This window comes from Sneathiella sp. (assembly GCF_029233945.1).
Lineage (GTDB): Bacteria > Pseudomonadota > Alphaproteobacteria > Sneathiellales > Sneathiellaceae > Sneathiella.
The window spans coordinates 52,769-67,292 of sequence record NZ_JARGOQ010000008.1; the positions used below are offsets into that span (position 1 = coordinate 52,769).

The following is a 14,524-nucleotide window of genomic DNA, read 5'->3' on the forward strand; positions in this document are numbered from 1 at the left end:
TGAACCGAGACGCCGACCCCGCCGCCCATGACGATCCCGTCGATCAGCGCGATATAGGGCTTCGGGAAATGCTTGATCCGCGTATTCAGCAGATATTCATCGCGATAGAAATGATAGGGATAGTCGCCGCCGTCCTTCCCCTCGTTATAAAGCTTGACGATATCGCCGCCCGCGCAGAAGGCTTTCTCGCCCGCCCCTTCGATCAGCACGGCGCGCACGCTGTCGTCCGTCTCCCATTTCTGCAGCTGTGCATTGAGGGCGAGGCACATCTCATGGGTGAGCGCGTTCAGCGCCTTCGGGCGGTTGAGCGTGACAAGGCCGATCGCGCCCTTTACCTCAAACAGGATTTCCGCATCCTCACTCATAACTCAACTTCTCCCCTGCCCTTCGCTCAGCTTGCGCGAGATGACGACGCGCATAATCTCGTTGGTGCCTTCCAGTATCTGGTGCACGCGCGTATCGCGCACGAACCGCTCCAGTGGAAAGTCCCGCAAATAGCCATAGCCGCCATGCAGCTGCAACGCCTCGTTACAGACATTGAAGCCGGTATCGGTCGCGAATCTTTTCGCCATGGCGCAATAGAGCGTGGCTTCCGGGTCTTTCGCGTCCAGTTTTGCCGCCGCCTGCCGGATCATAAGCCGCGCGGCCTCCAGCTCCGTCGCCATATCGGCGAGCCTGAATTGCAGCGCCTGAAACTCCCCGATGGGCTTGCCGAACTGCTTGCGATCTGCGGTATAGCTTTGCGCCAGCTCAAGGCAGGCGCGCGCCGCGCCGATGGAACAGGCACCGATATTAAGCCGCCCGCCATCAAGGCCCATCATCGCGATCTTGAAGCCGTCGCCCTCATTACCGACAAGATTTTCCACCGGTACGCGGCAGTCATCGAAGAGCACCTGCGCCGTTGGCTGGGAGTTCCAGCCCATTTTCCGTTCCTGCGCGCCAAAGCTTATGCCCGGCGCCTCCTTCGGCACGGCGATACAGCTGATCCCTTTCGGGCTGTCATCGCCGGTGCGGACCATGGTGACATAGACATCCGACTTGCCACCGCCCGAGATAAAGGCCTTCGCGCCATTGATGACATAATGATCACCGTCACGCACCGCCTTGGTGCGGAGCGCCGCCGCATCGGAGCCCGAGCCCGGCTCCGTCAGGCAATAGCTCGCGAAATGCTCCATCGTCGTGAGTTTGGGCAGGAATTTCTCCCGCACCTCACCGGAGCCGAACCGATCAATCATCCAGCTCGCCATGTTATGGATCGAGATAAAGGCCGCGGTTGACGCGCAGCCGGACGCCAGTTCTTCAAAAATGATCGCCGCGTCGAGGCGGGAGAGCGCGGAGCCGCCATGCTCCTCCCCCACATAGATGCCGGCAAAGCCAAGCTCGGCGGCCTTGCGCATTTCCATGACAGGGAATGTTTTTTCTTCGTCCCACTTTTCTGCGTTGGGCGCGAAGACCTCGGCGGCGAAGCTTCGCGCCATATCGCGAAAAGCCGACTGATCTTCCGATAGATTAAAGTCCATATCTGTTGGCCTCTTTTGCTGCTTTCCCATGTTGATACGATCTTGCGCGATGACTGTCAATAAATTACCAAACGGTCGTTAGGTATAGGGTCAGGACCCTAAACATTTGCGGCCCGGCGCACATAGGGATATTATGCCGCGAAATACTATCATCGATGCGACAGAAGCAGGAATCCTTTCATGAAAACCCTTGCGCCCCATTTCCCCCGCACCCGCATGCGCCGGGTTCGCAGAACCGACTGGTCCCGGCGTCTGGTGGCGGAAAACGCCCTCTCGCCCAATGACCTGATCTGGCCGGTGTTCGTGCATGAGGGGGAAAATCTCGCCATCGATATCCCGTCCATGCCGGGAGTAAAACGGCTCAGCCTTGATCTGCTTAAAGTCGCCGCGAAGGAAGCCTATGGCCTTGGCATCCCCGCGATTGCCCTCTTCCCGGCGATCGAGCAGGAGCTTAAAACCGAGGACGGGCGGGAAGCGCTCAACAAGGACAATATCATCTGCAAGGCGATCAAGGCGATCAAGGACGCGGTGCCGGAAATCGGCGTGCTCTGCGATGTCGCCCTCGATCCCTTCACCACCCATGGACAGGACGGACTGTTAGAGGATGGCTATGTGGTCAATGACGCGACCCTTGATGTGCTGATCGGGCAGGCGCTCAATCAGGTGGAGGCGGGTTGCGACATCATCGCGCCGTCGGACATGATGGACGGGCGCATCGGCGTGATCCGTGACGCGCTGGAACAGGAAGGCCATCGCGACACGCTGATCATGTCCTACGCCGCGAAATACGCCTCGGGCTTTTACGGGCCGTTCCGCGATGCCGTCGGTTCCACCGGCAATCTCGGCACCGGCGACAAGCGCACCTATCAGATGAACCATGCGAATACGGACGAGGCGCTCCGCGAGGTTGCGCTGGATATCAACGAGGGCGCGGATATGGTCATGGTCAAGCCGGGGATGCCCTATCTTGATATCTGCCGCCGGGTGAAGGATGAATTCGGCGTGCCGACCTATGCCTATCAGGTCTCAGGCGAATATTCCATGCTTGCCGCGGCGGGGCTGAACGGCTGGCTGGATCGCGAAAAAGTCGTGATGGAGAGCCTGCTCGGCTTCAAGCGGGCAGGCTGCGACGGCATCCTCACCTATTTCGCCGTCGAGGCCGCAAAGAACTTGCAGGGCTAACGTCCGCCGGACACGTCGATCAGCGACCCGGTGACATAGCTCGACTTGTCAGAGAGCAGCCAGAGGGTCGCATCGGCGATTTCCGCTGCCTCCCCGCCGCGCTGCATCGGCACCATGGATTTCACCCGATCGACCCGGTTCGGCTCCCCGCCGCTCGCATGGATATCCGTATAGACGACGCCGGGGCGGACCGCATTTACGCGCACGCCTTCCGCCGCGACTTCTTTCGCAAGGCCCATGGTCATGGCGTCAATCGCGGCCTTGGAGGCGGCGTAATCGACATATTCGTTCGGGCTCCCCAGCTTTGCGGTAACAGAGGAAATATTGACGATCCCCCCGCCCTTTCCGCCATGGGCCGTGGACAGGCGTTTCACCGCCTCCCGCGCGCAGAGAAACGGTCCGGTGATATTGGTGGTGAACATGCGTTCCAGCCGCTCAAGGCTCATCTCCGAGACCTTCGCGGCTTTATCGACAATCCCCGCGTTATTCACCAGCGCGCCGAGGGGGGCCAGCTCCTGATCGACAGTTTCGAACATCAGGAGGATATCGGCCTCTTTCGTCATATCGGCCTGCACCGCAATCGCCGTGCCGCCCGCCGCCTCGATCAGGGAGATAACCTCCCTCGCCGCCTCTGCGTTGTGGGCATAATTGACGCAGACCTGATAGCCTTCCGTCGCCGCACCAAGCGCGATGGCCCGGCCAATCCCCCGGCTTGCGCCGGTCACAATGATAGAACGTTCCATCAGATATTCCTCCCCGCCAGTGCCTGTTCGATATCCGCCACCAGATCATCCACGCTTTCAATCCCGATGGAAAGCCGCAAGAGATCTTTCGGGCAGGGCGTGCCCTCTCCCTCAATGCTGGCGCGATGCTCGACAAGGCTCTCGATCCCACCGAGGGACGTCGCCCGCTTGAAGACTTTGAGCCGCGCCGCGACCGCCATCGCGGCCTCCTCTCCGCCCTCGATACAAAGGCTGAGCATCCCGCTAAAGCCGCCGCTCATCTGCTTCGCCGCGATGTCATGTCCGGGATGGGAGTCAAGCCCCGGATAGAGGACGGCACGGATGCCTTTTGCGCCGTCGAAATGCCTGGCGATGGCCATGGCACTCGAACAGGCGCGTTCAACCCGCAAATGCAGGGTGCGCATCCCGCGCAACAAGAGCCACGCCTCAAACGGGCCCATCACCGTGCCGTTCGTCCTCCGGTTGGTGATAATCCTGTCCCAGAAGTCATCCTCTTCGGCGGTGATCAGCGCCCCCGCCAGCACATCGGAATGACCGTTGAGATATTTGGTTGCCGAATGCATGACGATATCCGCGCCGAGCTTCAAGGGGTTGGTGAGCAAGGGCGTTGCCACCGTGTTATCGACGGCGAGACGCGCGCCCGCGTTCTTGGCAACCGCGGCCCAGGCGGCAATATCATCAATCTCCCAAGTGGGGTTGGCCGGTGTTTCCATCCAGAGAAGTTTCGTTTTTCCGGGCTTTACCGCCTGTTCCAGCGCCGCAAGATCGCCGTTGGGAACGGAGCTCACCTCGATCCCCCATGTCTTGCCGAAGGACAATATCCAGTCACGCAGGCCCCAATACATTACCGCAGGAATAATCATGTGATCGCCGGGCTTGAGCGCCTGCACCACCGCGACCCCCGCCGACATGCCGGAGGAAAAAAGAAGCGCATCGCTCCCCCCTTCAAGCGTTTTCAGAAGCTGCTCCGGCTGCTCATAGTTCGGGTTATCCGGGCGGCTGTAGATGCGACCCGTGGGATAGCTGCCATCCCCCTCCCGCTCATAGGTGGTGGCGGGGTAAATGCCGGGCGCGAGAGATTTATGCACCGACTCCATCCAGCCCAGTCCCTGCGCCATCAGGGTTTCGCGGTTAAGCGGCTTATTTTCGTCCGTCATGGCGGAATTTCCTCACAAAATGCCCGGTTGTCACGTTCTGGTAGTGATCATGCATATATTTGGTGTCGACAACAGGGGGATTTCCCATGAGCCTGATTACAGATGTCATCGACGGCCTGAACGCCGAACGCAAGGAAGCCAATCTGCCCCCGCTCACGGCGAATAACCTGCTGATGCAGACCGCGCAGCAGCATGCGGAATTCATGGAGCGAAAACAAGCCCTCTCCCATCTCGGTGCGGGCCGAACGACGTTCGATCAGCGCATTCACAGCGTCGGATATAACTTCTCCACCGCCGCCGAGAATGTCGCCCTCGGCGCGGTGAATGCGGCTGGCGTGGTCAAGATGTGGATGGACAGCCCGCCGCATCGCGCCAATATCCTGAACGACAAGGTTACCGATGTCGGCCTCGGCATCTCCCCGAGGACACCGGAAAAGCCGGAGGTCATGCGATACTGGTCCCTCTCCCTCGCCGCGCCGCGTTAGTCTCTTTGTTCAGCTAGCGAAGACGGCGGATCAGGCTGGACGTGTCCCAACGGCTGCCGCCCATAGTCTGCCCATCGCTGTAATATTGATCAACCAGCGCCGTGTTCGGCAGGCTCGCGCCGACCTGATCGCCGGTTTTGAGGCAAATCCCGAGATCCTTTCGCATCCAGTCAACCGCAAAGCCGAAATCAAAATCGTCGGCAATCATTGTCTTGTAGCGGTTTTCCATCTGCCAGCTTTGCGCCGCGCCCTTGGAAATCACCTCGATCACCTTTTCCGCGTCCAGCCCGGCCTTCTCGGCAAAGTGAATCCCCTCTGAGAGGCCCTGCACCACGCCCGCGATGCAAATCTGGTTGACCATTTTGGTGAGCTGCCCCGCCCCCACATCGCCGAGCAGCATACAGGCCCGCGCGTAAGAATCGATCGGTTTGCTGGCGCGGTCGAAATCTTCCTGCGCGCCGCCGCACATGACGGTGAGAACGCCGTTTTCCGCGCCCGCTTGCCCACCGGAGACCGGCGCATCGACAAAACCAACGCCCTTCTCCTTGGCGAGGGCGCCAAGCTCGCGCGCGACCTCGGACGAGGCAGTGGTGTGATCAACAAAGATCGATCCCGCCTTCATGGTGGCGAGAATGCCGGCATCACCGAGGACCACGCTGCGCAGGTCGTCATCATTGCCGACGCAGACCATGACGAAATCCGCGCCCTCCGCCGCCTTGGCCGGGGTTTCCGCGAAAGACCCGCCATATTCCGCCGCCCATTTTTCCGCCTTGGTCGTCGTGCGGTTATAGACGGTCATTTCATAGCCGGCCTTTTGCAGGAACCCCGCCATCGGATATCCCATTACGCCAAGGCCAATAAATGCTGCTTTCTCTCCCATGTCCACCCGTCTCCTGATCCAGTTTTCCTGATCCAGTTGTAGCGGGTCATGGCTTTGGTTGAAAGTCCCGAGGGGGAATTTTTCGGTAGATGGAAAGATGAGCGCTTAAAGAGTGTGGTACTGGCCCTTATGGAAGAGAAGCGCCTCTTCCTGATCCGCCATGACGACATTCGTGACCCGGCAGATAAAGACCGCATGATCTCCGGCCTCATGCACCGCATGGGTTTCGCATTCGAAAACAGCAAGACTGCTCTCGAACACCGGGCTGCCATTCTCCCCGATGAGATGATCGACCCCTTCGAACCGGTTATCATGGTTCATGGAGAAACGGTCGGAAAGATGGCGCTGCTCGGGCGTGAGAATATTCACGGCGAACTTCCCGCTGGAAAGAAACTCCTGACAATGGCCGCCGACATGGGCAAGGCTGAACAGAACCAGCGGCGGATCGAGGGAGACGGAACTGAAGGAATTCACCGTCACGCCAAGGGGCTCACCTGCCGCGCCTTGCGACGTGACAACCGTAATCCCTGTGGCAAAACAGCCCAATGCATTTCTAAATTCTCTGGCGTCAAAGCTCATGCGCAACCGATACCCGTATTATAATCCGCGCTTGATCTGCGAGTGATTTGCAAATCGGCGGCACTTTCCCATAAATGGCCACCAAAATCATCCCTTTTCTTACACGATCCGTTGGCTGCGAATATTGACCAACTCTTTGTCCATACAGGGCTATCTTTAAAAACTTCCTAAAATTACACACGGTTTATTAACCATTCCCGGGGCAAAATCAGCGTCTAACTCCTTGGAAGCCATCGTGTAAGGACCTCTGTGTAAGAATGTTTTGGATTATTGGTATCGTTGTGACATTCGGCTCCGTCGCCGGTGGTTATGCGCCGCACGGCAGTTTTGCCGTGCTGTTTCAGCCGCTTGAATTCCTGATTATTCTGGGAGCGGCGGCCGGTGCCTTCCTGCAGGCAAACCCGAAATGGGTGATCTTCGGGTTTCTGAAATCATTCGGCAAGCTGATGAAGGGCGCGCCCTATGATAAAAAGGCTTATACCGAATTGCTGACCCTGCTCTACGCCTTGTTCAAGCTTTCCAAGACCAAAGGCATGATCGCGCTGGAGCCGCATATTGAAAATCCGCATGAAAGTGAGCTTTTTCAGCATTTTCCGGCCTTTTCCAAGAACCACCACGCGGTCGATTTTGTCTGCGACTATCTCCGGCTGATGACCATGGGGACTGAAAATCCGCATGAACTGGAGGCCCTGATGGATCAGGATATCGAAACCCATCATAGTGAGGGACATGCCATTTCGGGCGCCGTTACCTCGCTGGGTGAGGCCCTGCCCGCTTTTGGTATCGTCGCCGCCGTTCTTGGCGTGATCGTGACCATGGGCTCCATCGCCGAGCCGCCGGAAGTTCTCGGCGGGCTGATCGCGGCGGCGCTTGTGGGGACCTTCTTCGGTATTTTCGTGGCCTATGGCCTGTTCTCCCCCATGGGCAAGAACCTTGAGCAATTCTCCGATGCGGATGGTAAATATTTTGAATGCATCAAGCAGGGTTTGCTCGCCCATCTGCAGGGCTATGCCCCGGCTGTCTCGGTCGAGTTTGCCCGCAAGACCCTCTATAATCATGAGCGCCCGTCCTTCATCGAGGTGGAAGAAGCCTGTAATGAAGCGCCCACCGTCTGATATGTCCCCCCAAAGCGTAAGGCTGTCCCATGGCGGATGATGTCGCCCCGATTATCGTCAAGAAAGTCAAGAAAGGCGGCCATGGACATCATGGCGGTGCCTGGAAGGTGGCCTATGCCGACTTCGTGACGGCGATGATGGCGTTCTTCCTGCTGCTTTGGCTGTTGAACGTGACCACGACCGAGCAGAAAGAAGGCCTCGCCGATTATTTCGCGCCGACCGCCGCCAGCCTGAGCCAGTCCGGTGCGGGAGGTCTGATGGGCGGCACCAGCATGCAGACCGAAGGGGCACAGATTTCCAACCTCGGCGTCCCGTCCGCTGTGTCCAGCATCAGCCCGCCCGACAATGGCCGCAAGGGCGAGAGCGAGGACGCCCGCAAAACCCGCGAAATGGAGGAAGCGGAGCTTCTTGAAAAGCTGCGAAAGATCGAGGAAATGAGCTTCGAACAGGCGCGCGACCAGATCCGGCAAGCCATCAACAAGAATCCGGAGCTTTCCGGCCTCAAGGATCACGTCATCATCGATATGACGCCGGAGGGCCTGCGTATCCAGATCGTCGATCAGTTCAACGAGAGCATGTTTGAAAGCGGTAGCTCAAACATCACGCCGCGCATCCGGGCGCTGGTCGGACAGATTGCGCAATCGATCGAGGAACTGCCCAACAGCCTCTCCATCAGCGGCCATACGGACAGCGCCTCCTTCAACGGGGGCGACTATACGAACTGGGAGCTGTCGTCGGATCGCGCCAATGCCAGCCGCCGCGCCCTTCTCGATGCCGGGCTTGCGCCGGATCGGATTGAAAAAGTCGCCGGGCGGGCGGATATGGATCCGCTGATCGCTGACGATCCCTCGAACCCGGGCAATCGCCGGATCAGCATTGTCCTCTTGCGTGAAACGCCGGTCCTGCCGCCTAACCTGAAATAGCCTACATCTTCCAGATCAGAAGTTTCGTCTGACGCCGGTCATCCACCTTGACGGTCCGTTGAGGTTTACGGCCCGGCACCTCGAAACTGTTACTGATGAACAAACTGCCCGGTTTCATCTCCGCCTTCGCCTTCTCGAACAGGGCCGGCATCGGCACCGGGGAGAGGAAGCAATAGACCACGTCAAACTTGCCAAGATCCTCTTTGAAGATATCCCGAAACCGGAAATCGAGATTCTTTGCACCGTTCAACCGCCCAAGCATCCAGGAAAGCGCGAAGGGCAGCGGTGCCGTCTCCAGCCCGGTAAATTGCGCCGCCGGCCGTTCCTTCGCAAGATGACGCAGCGTACCGCCAAGCCCACTGCCGAGATCGGCCATATGAAGCCCCTTTTTTTGGGGCAGCAGCTTGAGGAGCGCCGCAGACGTTGTACGGTTGGTCAGGAACAGGGGCACCCGCCCCACCGCCACATTCCAGAATACGAGCAGCAGCAGGATCAGGATAACCGGGAAAATCCAGCTCGGCAGGTCGAGGGCCAGCGCAAGCAACAACAAGGGCGGCGCGATCACCTGCCCGATCACCCAGGGGGCGGAAAATCCAAACCCCCGCGTGGCAATTCCGGCAATCAACCCCTGCGCCAGCACCAGCCAGAGCAGGGGGACGGGCCTGCCGATCGCCTCTTCCACCAGTGGCCGGAGCAGATAAAGCCCGCCGAAGACCACCGCCTGAATGGCGAGGGCCGCGAAAACCGGGGAACGATCCTTTTTCCGCAACGCCCACCGCCTCCGTTAGCTGACCGCCGGAGCCGGACGCACGGCCATCCCCTCACGGATCGGCCAATGGATCACGCCGGAGATAATGCCGAGCGCCACACTCATCCACCAGACAATATCGTAGGAACCGTAGAGATCAAACGCAACGCCGCCGATCCACGCCCCGAGAAAGGCGCCGATCTGATGACCGAAAAAGACAAACCCAAAGAGGGTCGTCATATATTTCGGCCCGAACATGACCGCCACCAAACCGGAGGTGAGCGGCACGGTCGAGAGCCACAAAAGACCGAGCGCCCCCGCGAAGACAATAATCGTCAGCGGGCTGATCGGGATGAGGATAAAGGCGACAAACAGCGCGGCGCGGAGGAAATAAAGCGCACTCAGCAGGTATTTCTTGGAATATTTACCGCCGAGATAACCGGACGCCAGCGAGCCGATCACATTGAACAGCCCGACCACGGAAAGGGCAATCGCGCCATATTTCGGCGCAACATTCATATCCACGATATAGGCGGGCAGATGCACAGCCACAAAAGTCACATGGAAACCGCAGACGAAAAAGCCGAAGAAGAGCAGCCAGTAGCTGCCATTGCCCGCCGCCTCCCGAATAGCGGAGGAGAGATTGGCCGCGCCGGCGGCGGCACTGTCTTCCGCCCTTCCCCTGACAAAGGCCGAAGCCGGGATCATCAGAAGCGCGCAACAGCCAATCAGTACCAGCGCCATCGACCAGCCATAATTCGCGAGGAAGGCCTGCCCCAGCGGGACCATCAAAAACTGGCCGAGGCTGCCCGACGCCCCGACAATCCCGAGCGCCATGGAGCGTTTTTCCTCCGGTACCGCCCGGCCGACCGAGCCGATAACAACGCCAAAGCCGGTGCCGGAGAGGCCAAGGCCGATCATCAGCCCGGCGGAGAGATGCAACTCCGTCGCGCTGCCTGTCTGCGACATCAGGAAGAGGCCCGCCGCATAGACAATGCCGGAGACCACAAGCGTACGGCCCGAGCCATATTTATCGGCAATGGCGGAGGCGAAGGGCTGGGACAAACCCCAAACGATATTCTGGATTGCAAGGGCAAGGCCGAACACCTCCCGCCCCCAGCCGAAATCTGAAGACACCGGTTCCAGAAACAGGCCAAAGGCCGCGCGGGACCCCATGGCGATCAGGCTGATCAATCCGCCTGCCAGAATAAGAATGAGTATGGGCCGTGACTGCATGTTCTATCCTTCTCGTACCATCCTGCCGCGCCCGGAACAGCAATGGATCATTGCATTTCAGCCGACAAGTACCATTTACAAAAATAATACGATACCAATTGTTTTATGAACGGAAGGAATTCTCCTGTCATGAAAAATCAGAACGGTCCGTTGATTGAACTCTCCGCGCTTGAGGAAAAGGGCCGTCAAGGCAGGACCGCAAGCAATACATTCAATCCCGATGATTATGAATCGATCCGCCTCCGCCGTATCTTCGCCTATGCGATCGATGTGGTCTGCATCGCCGTTATTTCCGTCATCGCAACCTTCGCCGCGACCCTGATCGGGGTGATTAGCTTTGGGGTGCTGACGCCGCTCCTCGTGCTTATCCTCGCGGCCATCCCGCTTGGTTATCACACCCTGCTCGTCGGCGGTCCGTGGAACGCGACCTTCGGCATGCGGTTTATGAATGTCCGGATGGAGCGCATAAACGGCGACGCGCCTGATTACCTGATTGCGCTCATCCATGCGGCGCTCTTCTATTTCACCGTTGCCGCGACATCATCGCTGATCCTGCTGGTCTCGCTCTTTAACCCGCGGGGCCGCATGCTCCATGACTATCTGGTCGACACAGTAATCCGGCGCGTGCCGATCCGCTCATAACGCATCGCGCAGCTCGTAATAGAGCCGGGCGATGGAGAGAAGCGGTACGCGCAGCGCCGTTCCGCCCGGAAAGGCCTTATGCGGAATACGCGCGAACACATCGAAGCGTTCCGCATCCCCCCTGATCGCCTCTGCAATGACGCGCCCGGCAATGCCGGAAAGCGGTACCCCCTGCCCGGAATAGCCCTGGGCATAGTAGATATTCCCGTCCATGCGTCCGACATCGGGCAGGAGATTGCGGGTCACCGCGACCTTGCCGCCCCAGATATAATCGATTTTCACATCCTCCAGCTCCGGGAAGGTGGCGAGCATATTTTCACGCAATGCCGCCCCGGCGGTGGTCCGCTTGCTGATCAGCTTGTCCTGCCCGCCATAAAGCAGGCGATGATCTGCCGACATGCGGAAGTAATCGAGATTAAAGTTGGTGTCAGAGACGCAGATATCCGCCGGCATCAATGAGTGCGCCCGCTCTTCCCCGAGCGGTTCCGTCGCGACGATGCAGGCATCGACGGGGATAATTTTCGCCGCGAGAGAGTGATCCAGATCAGCGAGATAGGCATTTCCGGCCAGAACCACATAGCGCGCGGTGACCGTGCCTTCCGCCGTGGTCACGACGGGCCGCTTTCCTTTCGTGAGTTCTTCCACACAGGAATCTTCAAAAATCCGGACCCCGGCGTCCTGCGCGGCCTTGCCGAGGCCGAGCGCGTAATTCAGCGGGTGCAGATGCCCGCCCGATGAATCGAGCAGCCCGCCGCAGAAGCGCTCGCTCCGGACGTAATCGCCGAGCTCGTCCTCTTCCAGCCATTTGTAATCATGATAGCCATAGTTTTTTTCGCAATGCTCCTGCTCTTCCAGCAGCCAGTCGCGATGGCGCGGCTTGATAGCGGCATAAAGCTCGCCCTCTCTCAAATCGCAGGCAATCCCGTGACGCGCGATCCTCTCCTTCATCAGGTGGATTGCCTCCGCCGAGAGGTCCCAGAGACGCCGGGCATCCTCCGGCCCGACCAGAGCCTCGGTATCGATCATCCCCGGGGGATAACCGGTCGCAATCTGGCCGCCATTCCGGCCTGATGCACCGAAGCCGATCCGCTCCGCCTCCAGCAGAATGACGGAGTATCCCGCCTCCGCGAGGTCCAGCGCCGTGCAAAGTCCGGTATAACCGGCGCCGACAATACATACATCTGCAGTTTGCGCACCCTTCAGTCGTGGATACCCGGCACGCGCCAACGCCGAGGCATCATAATATGAGATGTTCATCTTGGTTTTTCTTCAAAGGTTTATGGCCATTCGGCGATAACAACAGGCTTGCAAGATCAGAGACAATCCTCATGATGGAGATGTCGGTATATCTGCTAACGCGACGCTTTTACTCCGACATGTAAAAACAGCAAGGAAATTATTACGGCCGATGGAAATAGTTGGGTCAGTGTATCATATCTGGGCGGTTTTCGCCCTTATTGCCGTTGCGATTTTCGCCTTTGCCAATGAGCAGGTCGAGCTGGAAATTTCCTCCATCGGGGTGATTGCGGCCCTTTTGCTGCTGTTTCATTTCTATCCGCTGGTCGACGAATCGGGCACGAACCTGCTGACCCCGACCCAGATTCTCGCAGGCATCGCCGATCCGGCGCTGATTACGGTTCTTTCCCTGCTGGTTGTCGGGCAGGGCATTGTGCGTACCGGCGCGCTGGAACAGCCGATCCGCCGCCTTGTCACCTTGCGCCGTCATCACCCGATCCTGGCCATCGCCGTGGTGCTCGCCGCCGTGCTGGTGATCAGCGCCTTTATGAACAATACGCCGGTCGTGGTGATTTTCATTCCGCTGATGACCGCCCTCGCCGAGCGGATGCACCGCTCCACCTCCACCCTGATGATCCCCTTGAGCTATGCCTCCATCCTCGGCGGGATGACCACGCTGATCGGGTCTTCCACCAACCTGCTGGTGATGGCCGCGGCCACGCAAGCGGGCCAGCCGAAAATCGGCTTCTTTGATTTCACCATCCCGGGCGCCGTACTTGCCTTTTTCGGATTGATCTACGCGCTCGTGGTGATCCCGCGCATCCTGCCCGACCGAACCTCGATGAAGGGGGAGGTTGTCGATATTTCCGGCAAGCAGTTCATCGTCCAGATGGAAGTTGCGCCGGACAGCCCGCTGGTTGGCGAAGAGGCCGTCGCCGGTCAGTTCCCGAGCCTTCGCAACATCACCATCCGGTTCATTCAACGGGGGGAGCATGTCCTCCTGCCGCCGTTTGACGGCATCACGCTGAAACCCGCCGATGCGGTCGTGTTCGCCGGCACCCGCAAGTCCATTACCGAGGCTTTTTCGGATAATCCGCAGATATTGCAGGGATTTCTGGAGCCGGACAGCCCGAATGCGGAAGCGGTTGAAGAACTTGGCAATGTGCAGGAACAAACACTGGCCGAGGCCGTCGTCGCCCCGGCGTCCCGCATGATCGGGCGGGCGCTCTACCAGATCAGCTTCCATTATCGCACCCGCTGCGTCGTGATCGGCATCCAGCGCCGTTCGCGCATGATCCGGACCAGCCGGATGACGGATATCCGCCTTGAGGCCGGGGACGTGCTGCTCATCCTCGGCAACCGGTCGGATATCATGCGGCTGCGCAAAAACCCGGATGTGCTGCTGATGGAATGGTCAACACGGGAGCTGCCCGCAACCGCCCTTGCCTGGCGGGCGCGGCTTATTTTCGGGGCTGTCGTCGTTTGCGCGGCGACCGGTTTGCTGCCCATCGTGGTGGCCGCCGTCTGCGGGGCGGTGGCAATGGTGGTGAGCGGCTGCCTCAACGTCTTTCAGGCGAGCCGGTCCATTGACCGCCGTATCCTGCTGCTCATCGGGGCGGCCCTTGGCCTCGGCGCGGCCATGCAGGCGACCGGCGGCGCGAGCTATCTCGCCCATGGGGTGTTGACCGTGATGATGGGCGCCGGACCGACGGTTATTCTCTCCGCCTTTTTCCTGCTGGTGGCGATTTTTACCAATATTCTCAGCAACAACGCCACGGCCGTCCTGTTCACCCCCATCGGGATCAGCATCGCGCAGGAACTGGGCGTCGATCCAATGATCTTCGTCTTTGCTGTAATTTTTGCCGCGAACTGCTCCTTCGCCACGCCAATGGGCTATCAAACGAATCTTCTCGTGATGGGGCCCGGGCACTATAAATTTGCCGATTTTTTCAAGGCCGGCGCACCGCTTGTGTTGCTGCTTTGGATCATATTCTCGCTTTTCGCGCCATTTTATTATGGATTAATGTAGATTCGCGACATTTATTTATGCGCGCTATTTGCGAAGTCACTAATTCGCG

Annotated in this window: 15 protein-coding genes; 6 read left to right on the forward strand and 9 right to left on the reverse strand. The window is 59.0% G+C overall.

Going from position 1 to position 14,524, the window contains the following annotated elements; translation table 11 throughout:
* Positions 1 to 365 (reverse strand): enoyl-CoA hydratase/isomerase family protein (locus tag P1U71_RS04440; protein WP_301104344.1); only part of this gene is annotated, 365 nt, incomplete at its 3' end.
* A 3-nt stretch (positions 366 to 368) separates the two neighbouring features.
* Entirely contained in the window at positions 369 to 1,520 is a 1,152-nt protein-coding gene (locus P1U71_RS04445; RefSeq protein ID WP_301104345.1) for an isobutyryl-CoA dehydrogenase, read from the reverse strand.
* Between the two features lie 180 nt (positions 1,521 to 1,700).
* Here P1U71_RS04445 and hemB point away from each other — a divergent pair, with 180 nt between their 5' ends.
* Positions 1,701 to 2,702: a porphobilinogen synthase gene (gene hemB, locus P1U71_RS04450; protein WP_301104346.1), complete on the forward strand. Its 1,002-nt coding sequence runs from the start codon at positions 1,701 to 1,703 to the stop codon at positions 2,700 to 2,702.
* Here the strand turns inward: hemB and P1U71_RS04455 are convergent.
* Both P1U71_RS04455 and P1U71_RS04460 read right to left on the reverse strand, forming a co-directional pair.
* Complete coding sequence (locus P1U71_RS04455) at positions 2,699 to 3,445, reverse strand: SDR family oxidoreductase (RefSeq protein WP_301104347.1); 747 nt, start codon at positions 3,443 to 3,445, stop codon at positions 2,699 to 2,701. The two genes, hemB and P1U71_RS04455, sit on opposite strands and share 4 nt — an antisense overlap.
* The gene (locus P1U71_RS04460) at positions 3,445 to 4,602 is read right to left on the reverse strand and encodes a PLP-dependent aspartate aminotransferase family protein (RefSeq protein WP_301104348.1); all 1,158 of its coding nucleotides are present in this window, start codon (positions 4,600 to 4,602) and stop codon (positions 3,445 to 3,447) included. The genes P1U71_RS04455 and P1U71_RS04460 overlap by 1 nt, the downstream gene beginning before the upstream one ends.
* A gap of 86 nt (positions 4,603 to 4,688) precedes the next feature.
* Between P1U71_RS04460 and P1U71_RS04465 the strand changes: the two genes are divergently transcribed.
* Positions 4,689 to 5,087 carry a CAP domain-containing protein gene (locus P1U71_RS04465; protein WP_301104349.1) on the forward strand — a complete coding sequence of 133 codons (399 nt, stop codon included), beginning with the start codon at positions 4,689 to 4,691 and terminating at the stop codon, positions 5,085 to 5,087.
* 13 nt (positions 5,088 to 5,100) lie between these two features.
* Here P1U71_RS04465 and P1U71_RS04470 read toward each other — a convergent pair whose 3' ends face one another.
* Positions 5,101 to 5,967 carry an NAD(P)-dependent oxidoreductase gene (locus tag P1U71_RS04470; RefSeq protein ID WP_301104350.1) on the reverse strand — a complete coding sequence of 289 codons (867 nt, stop codon included), beginning with the start codon at positions 5,965 to 5,967 and terminating at the stop codon, positions 5,101 to 5,103.
* A gap of 105 nt (positions 5,968 to 6,072) precedes the next feature.
* The gene (locus P1U71_RS04475) at positions 6,073 to 6,546 is read right to left on the reverse strand and encodes a flavin reductase family protein (RefSeq protein WP_301104351.1); all 474 of its coding nucleotides are present in this window, start codon (positions 6,544 to 6,546) and stop codon (positions 6,073 to 6,075) included.
* 257 nt (positions 6,547 to 6,803) lie between these two features.
* On the opposite strand from P1U71_RS04475, the gene motA reads away from it, so the two are divergent.
* Together motA and motB are read left to right on the forward strand one after the other, a co-directional pair.
* A complete protein-coding gene (motA, locus tag P1U71_RS04480) occupies positions 6,804 to 7,661 on the forward strand; it encodes a flagellar motor stator protein MotA (protein ID WP_301104352.1) in 858 nt (285 codons plus the stop codon).
* Between the two features lie 29 nt (positions 7,662 to 7,690).
* A complete protein-coding gene (gene motB / locus P1U71_RS04485; protein WP_301104353.1) occupies positions 7,691 to 8,584 on the forward strand; it encodes a flagellar motor protein MotB in 894 nt (297 codons plus the stop codon).
* A 1-nt stretch (position 8,585) separates the two neighbouring features.
* Here motB and P1U71_RS04490 read toward each other — a convergent pair whose 3' ends face one another.
* A complete protein-coding gene (locus P1U71_RS04490; protein WP_301104354.1) occupies positions 8,586 to 9,353 on the reverse strand; it encodes a class I SAM-dependent methyltransferase in 768 nt (255 codons plus the stop codon).
* Positions 9,354 to 9,368: 15 nt separating this feature from the next.
* Complete coding sequence (locus P1U71_RS04495; protein WP_301104355.1) at positions 9,369 to 10,568, reverse strand: MFS transporter; 1,200 nt, start codon at positions 10,566 to 10,568, stop codon at positions 9,369 to 9,371.
* Positions 10,569 to 10,697: 129 nt separating this feature from the next.
* Between P1U71_RS04495 and P1U71_RS04500 the strand changes: the two genes are divergently transcribed.
* Entirely contained in the window at positions 10,698 to 11,210 is a 513-nt protein-coding gene (locus P1U71_RS04500; RefSeq protein WP_301104356.1) for an RDD family protein, read from the forward strand.
* Here P1U71_RS04500 and P1U71_RS04505 read toward each other — a convergent pair.
* Entirely contained in the window at positions 11,205 to 12,467 is a 1,263-nt protein-coding gene (locus P1U71_RS04505) for an FAD-binding oxidoreductase (protein WP_301104357.1), read from the reverse strand. The genes P1U71_RS04500 and P1U71_RS04505 overlap by 6 nt on opposite strands.
* A gap of 151 nt (positions 12,468 to 12,618) precedes the next feature.
* Here P1U71_RS04505 and P1U71_RS04510 point away from each other — a divergent pair, with 151 nt between their 5' ends.
* On the forward strand, positions 12,619 to 14,475 hold the full coding sequence (locus P1U71_RS04510; protein ID WP_301104358.1) for an SLC13 family permease: 1,857 nt from the start codon (positions 12,619 to 12,621) through the stop codon (positions 14,473 to 14,475).
* Positions 14,476 to 14,524: the final 49 nt, after the last annotated feature.

Bases quoted from the DNA above. Each gene is read 5' to 3' on its own strand.
- P1U71_RS04465 (WP_301104349.1), top strand. From the start codon at position 4,689: ATGAGCCTGATTACAGATGTCATCGACGGCCTGAACGCCGAACGCAAG.
- P1U71_RS04445 (WP_301104345.1), bottom strand. From the start codon at position 1,520: ATGGACTTTAATCTATCGGAAGATCAGTCGGCTTTTCGCGATATGGCG.
- P1U71_RS04495 (WP_301104355.1), bottom strand. From the start codon at position 10,568: ATGCAGTCACGGCCCATACTCATTCTTATTCTGGCAGGCGGATTGATC.
- P1U71_RS04500 (WP_301104356.1), top strand. From the start codon at position 10,698: ATGAAAAATCAGAACGGTCCGTTGATTGAACTCTCCGCGCTTGAGGAA.
- hemB (WP_301104346.1), top strand. From the start codon at position 1,701: ATGAAAACCCTTGCGCCCCATTTCCCCCGCACCCGCATGCGCCGGGTT.
- P1U71_RS04510 (WP_301104358.1), top strand. From the start codon at position 12,619: ATGGAAATAGTTGGGTCAGTGTATCATATCTGGGCGGTTTTCGCCCTT.
- motB (WP_301104353.1), top strand. From the start codon at position 7,691: ATGGCGGATGATGTCGCCCCGATTATCGTCAAGAAAGTCAAGAAAGGC.
- motA (WP_301104352.1), top strand. From the start codon at position 6,804: ATGTTTTGGATTATTGGTATCGTTGTGACATTCGGCTCCGTCGCCGGT.
- P1U71_RS04455 (WP_301104347.1), bottom strand. From the start codon at position 3,445: ATGGAACGTTCTATCATTGTGACCGGCGCAAGCCGGGGGATTGGCCGG.
- P1U71_RS04470 (WP_301104350.1), bottom strand. From the start codon at position 5,967: ATGGGAGAGAAAGCAGCATTTATTGGCCTTGGCGTAATGGGATATCCG.
- P1U71_RS04460 (WP_301104348.1), bottom strand. From the start codon at position 4,602: ATGACGGACGAAAATAAGCCGCTTAACCGCGAAACCCTGATGGCGCAG.
- P1U71_RS04475 (WP_301104351.1), bottom strand. From the start codon at position 6,546: ATGAGCTTTGACGCCAGAGAATTTAGAAATGCATTGGGCTGTTTTGCC.
- P1U71_RS04505 (WP_301104357.1), bottom strand. From the start codon at position 12,467: ATGAACATCTCATATTATGATGCCTCGGCGTTGGCGCGTGCCGGGTAT.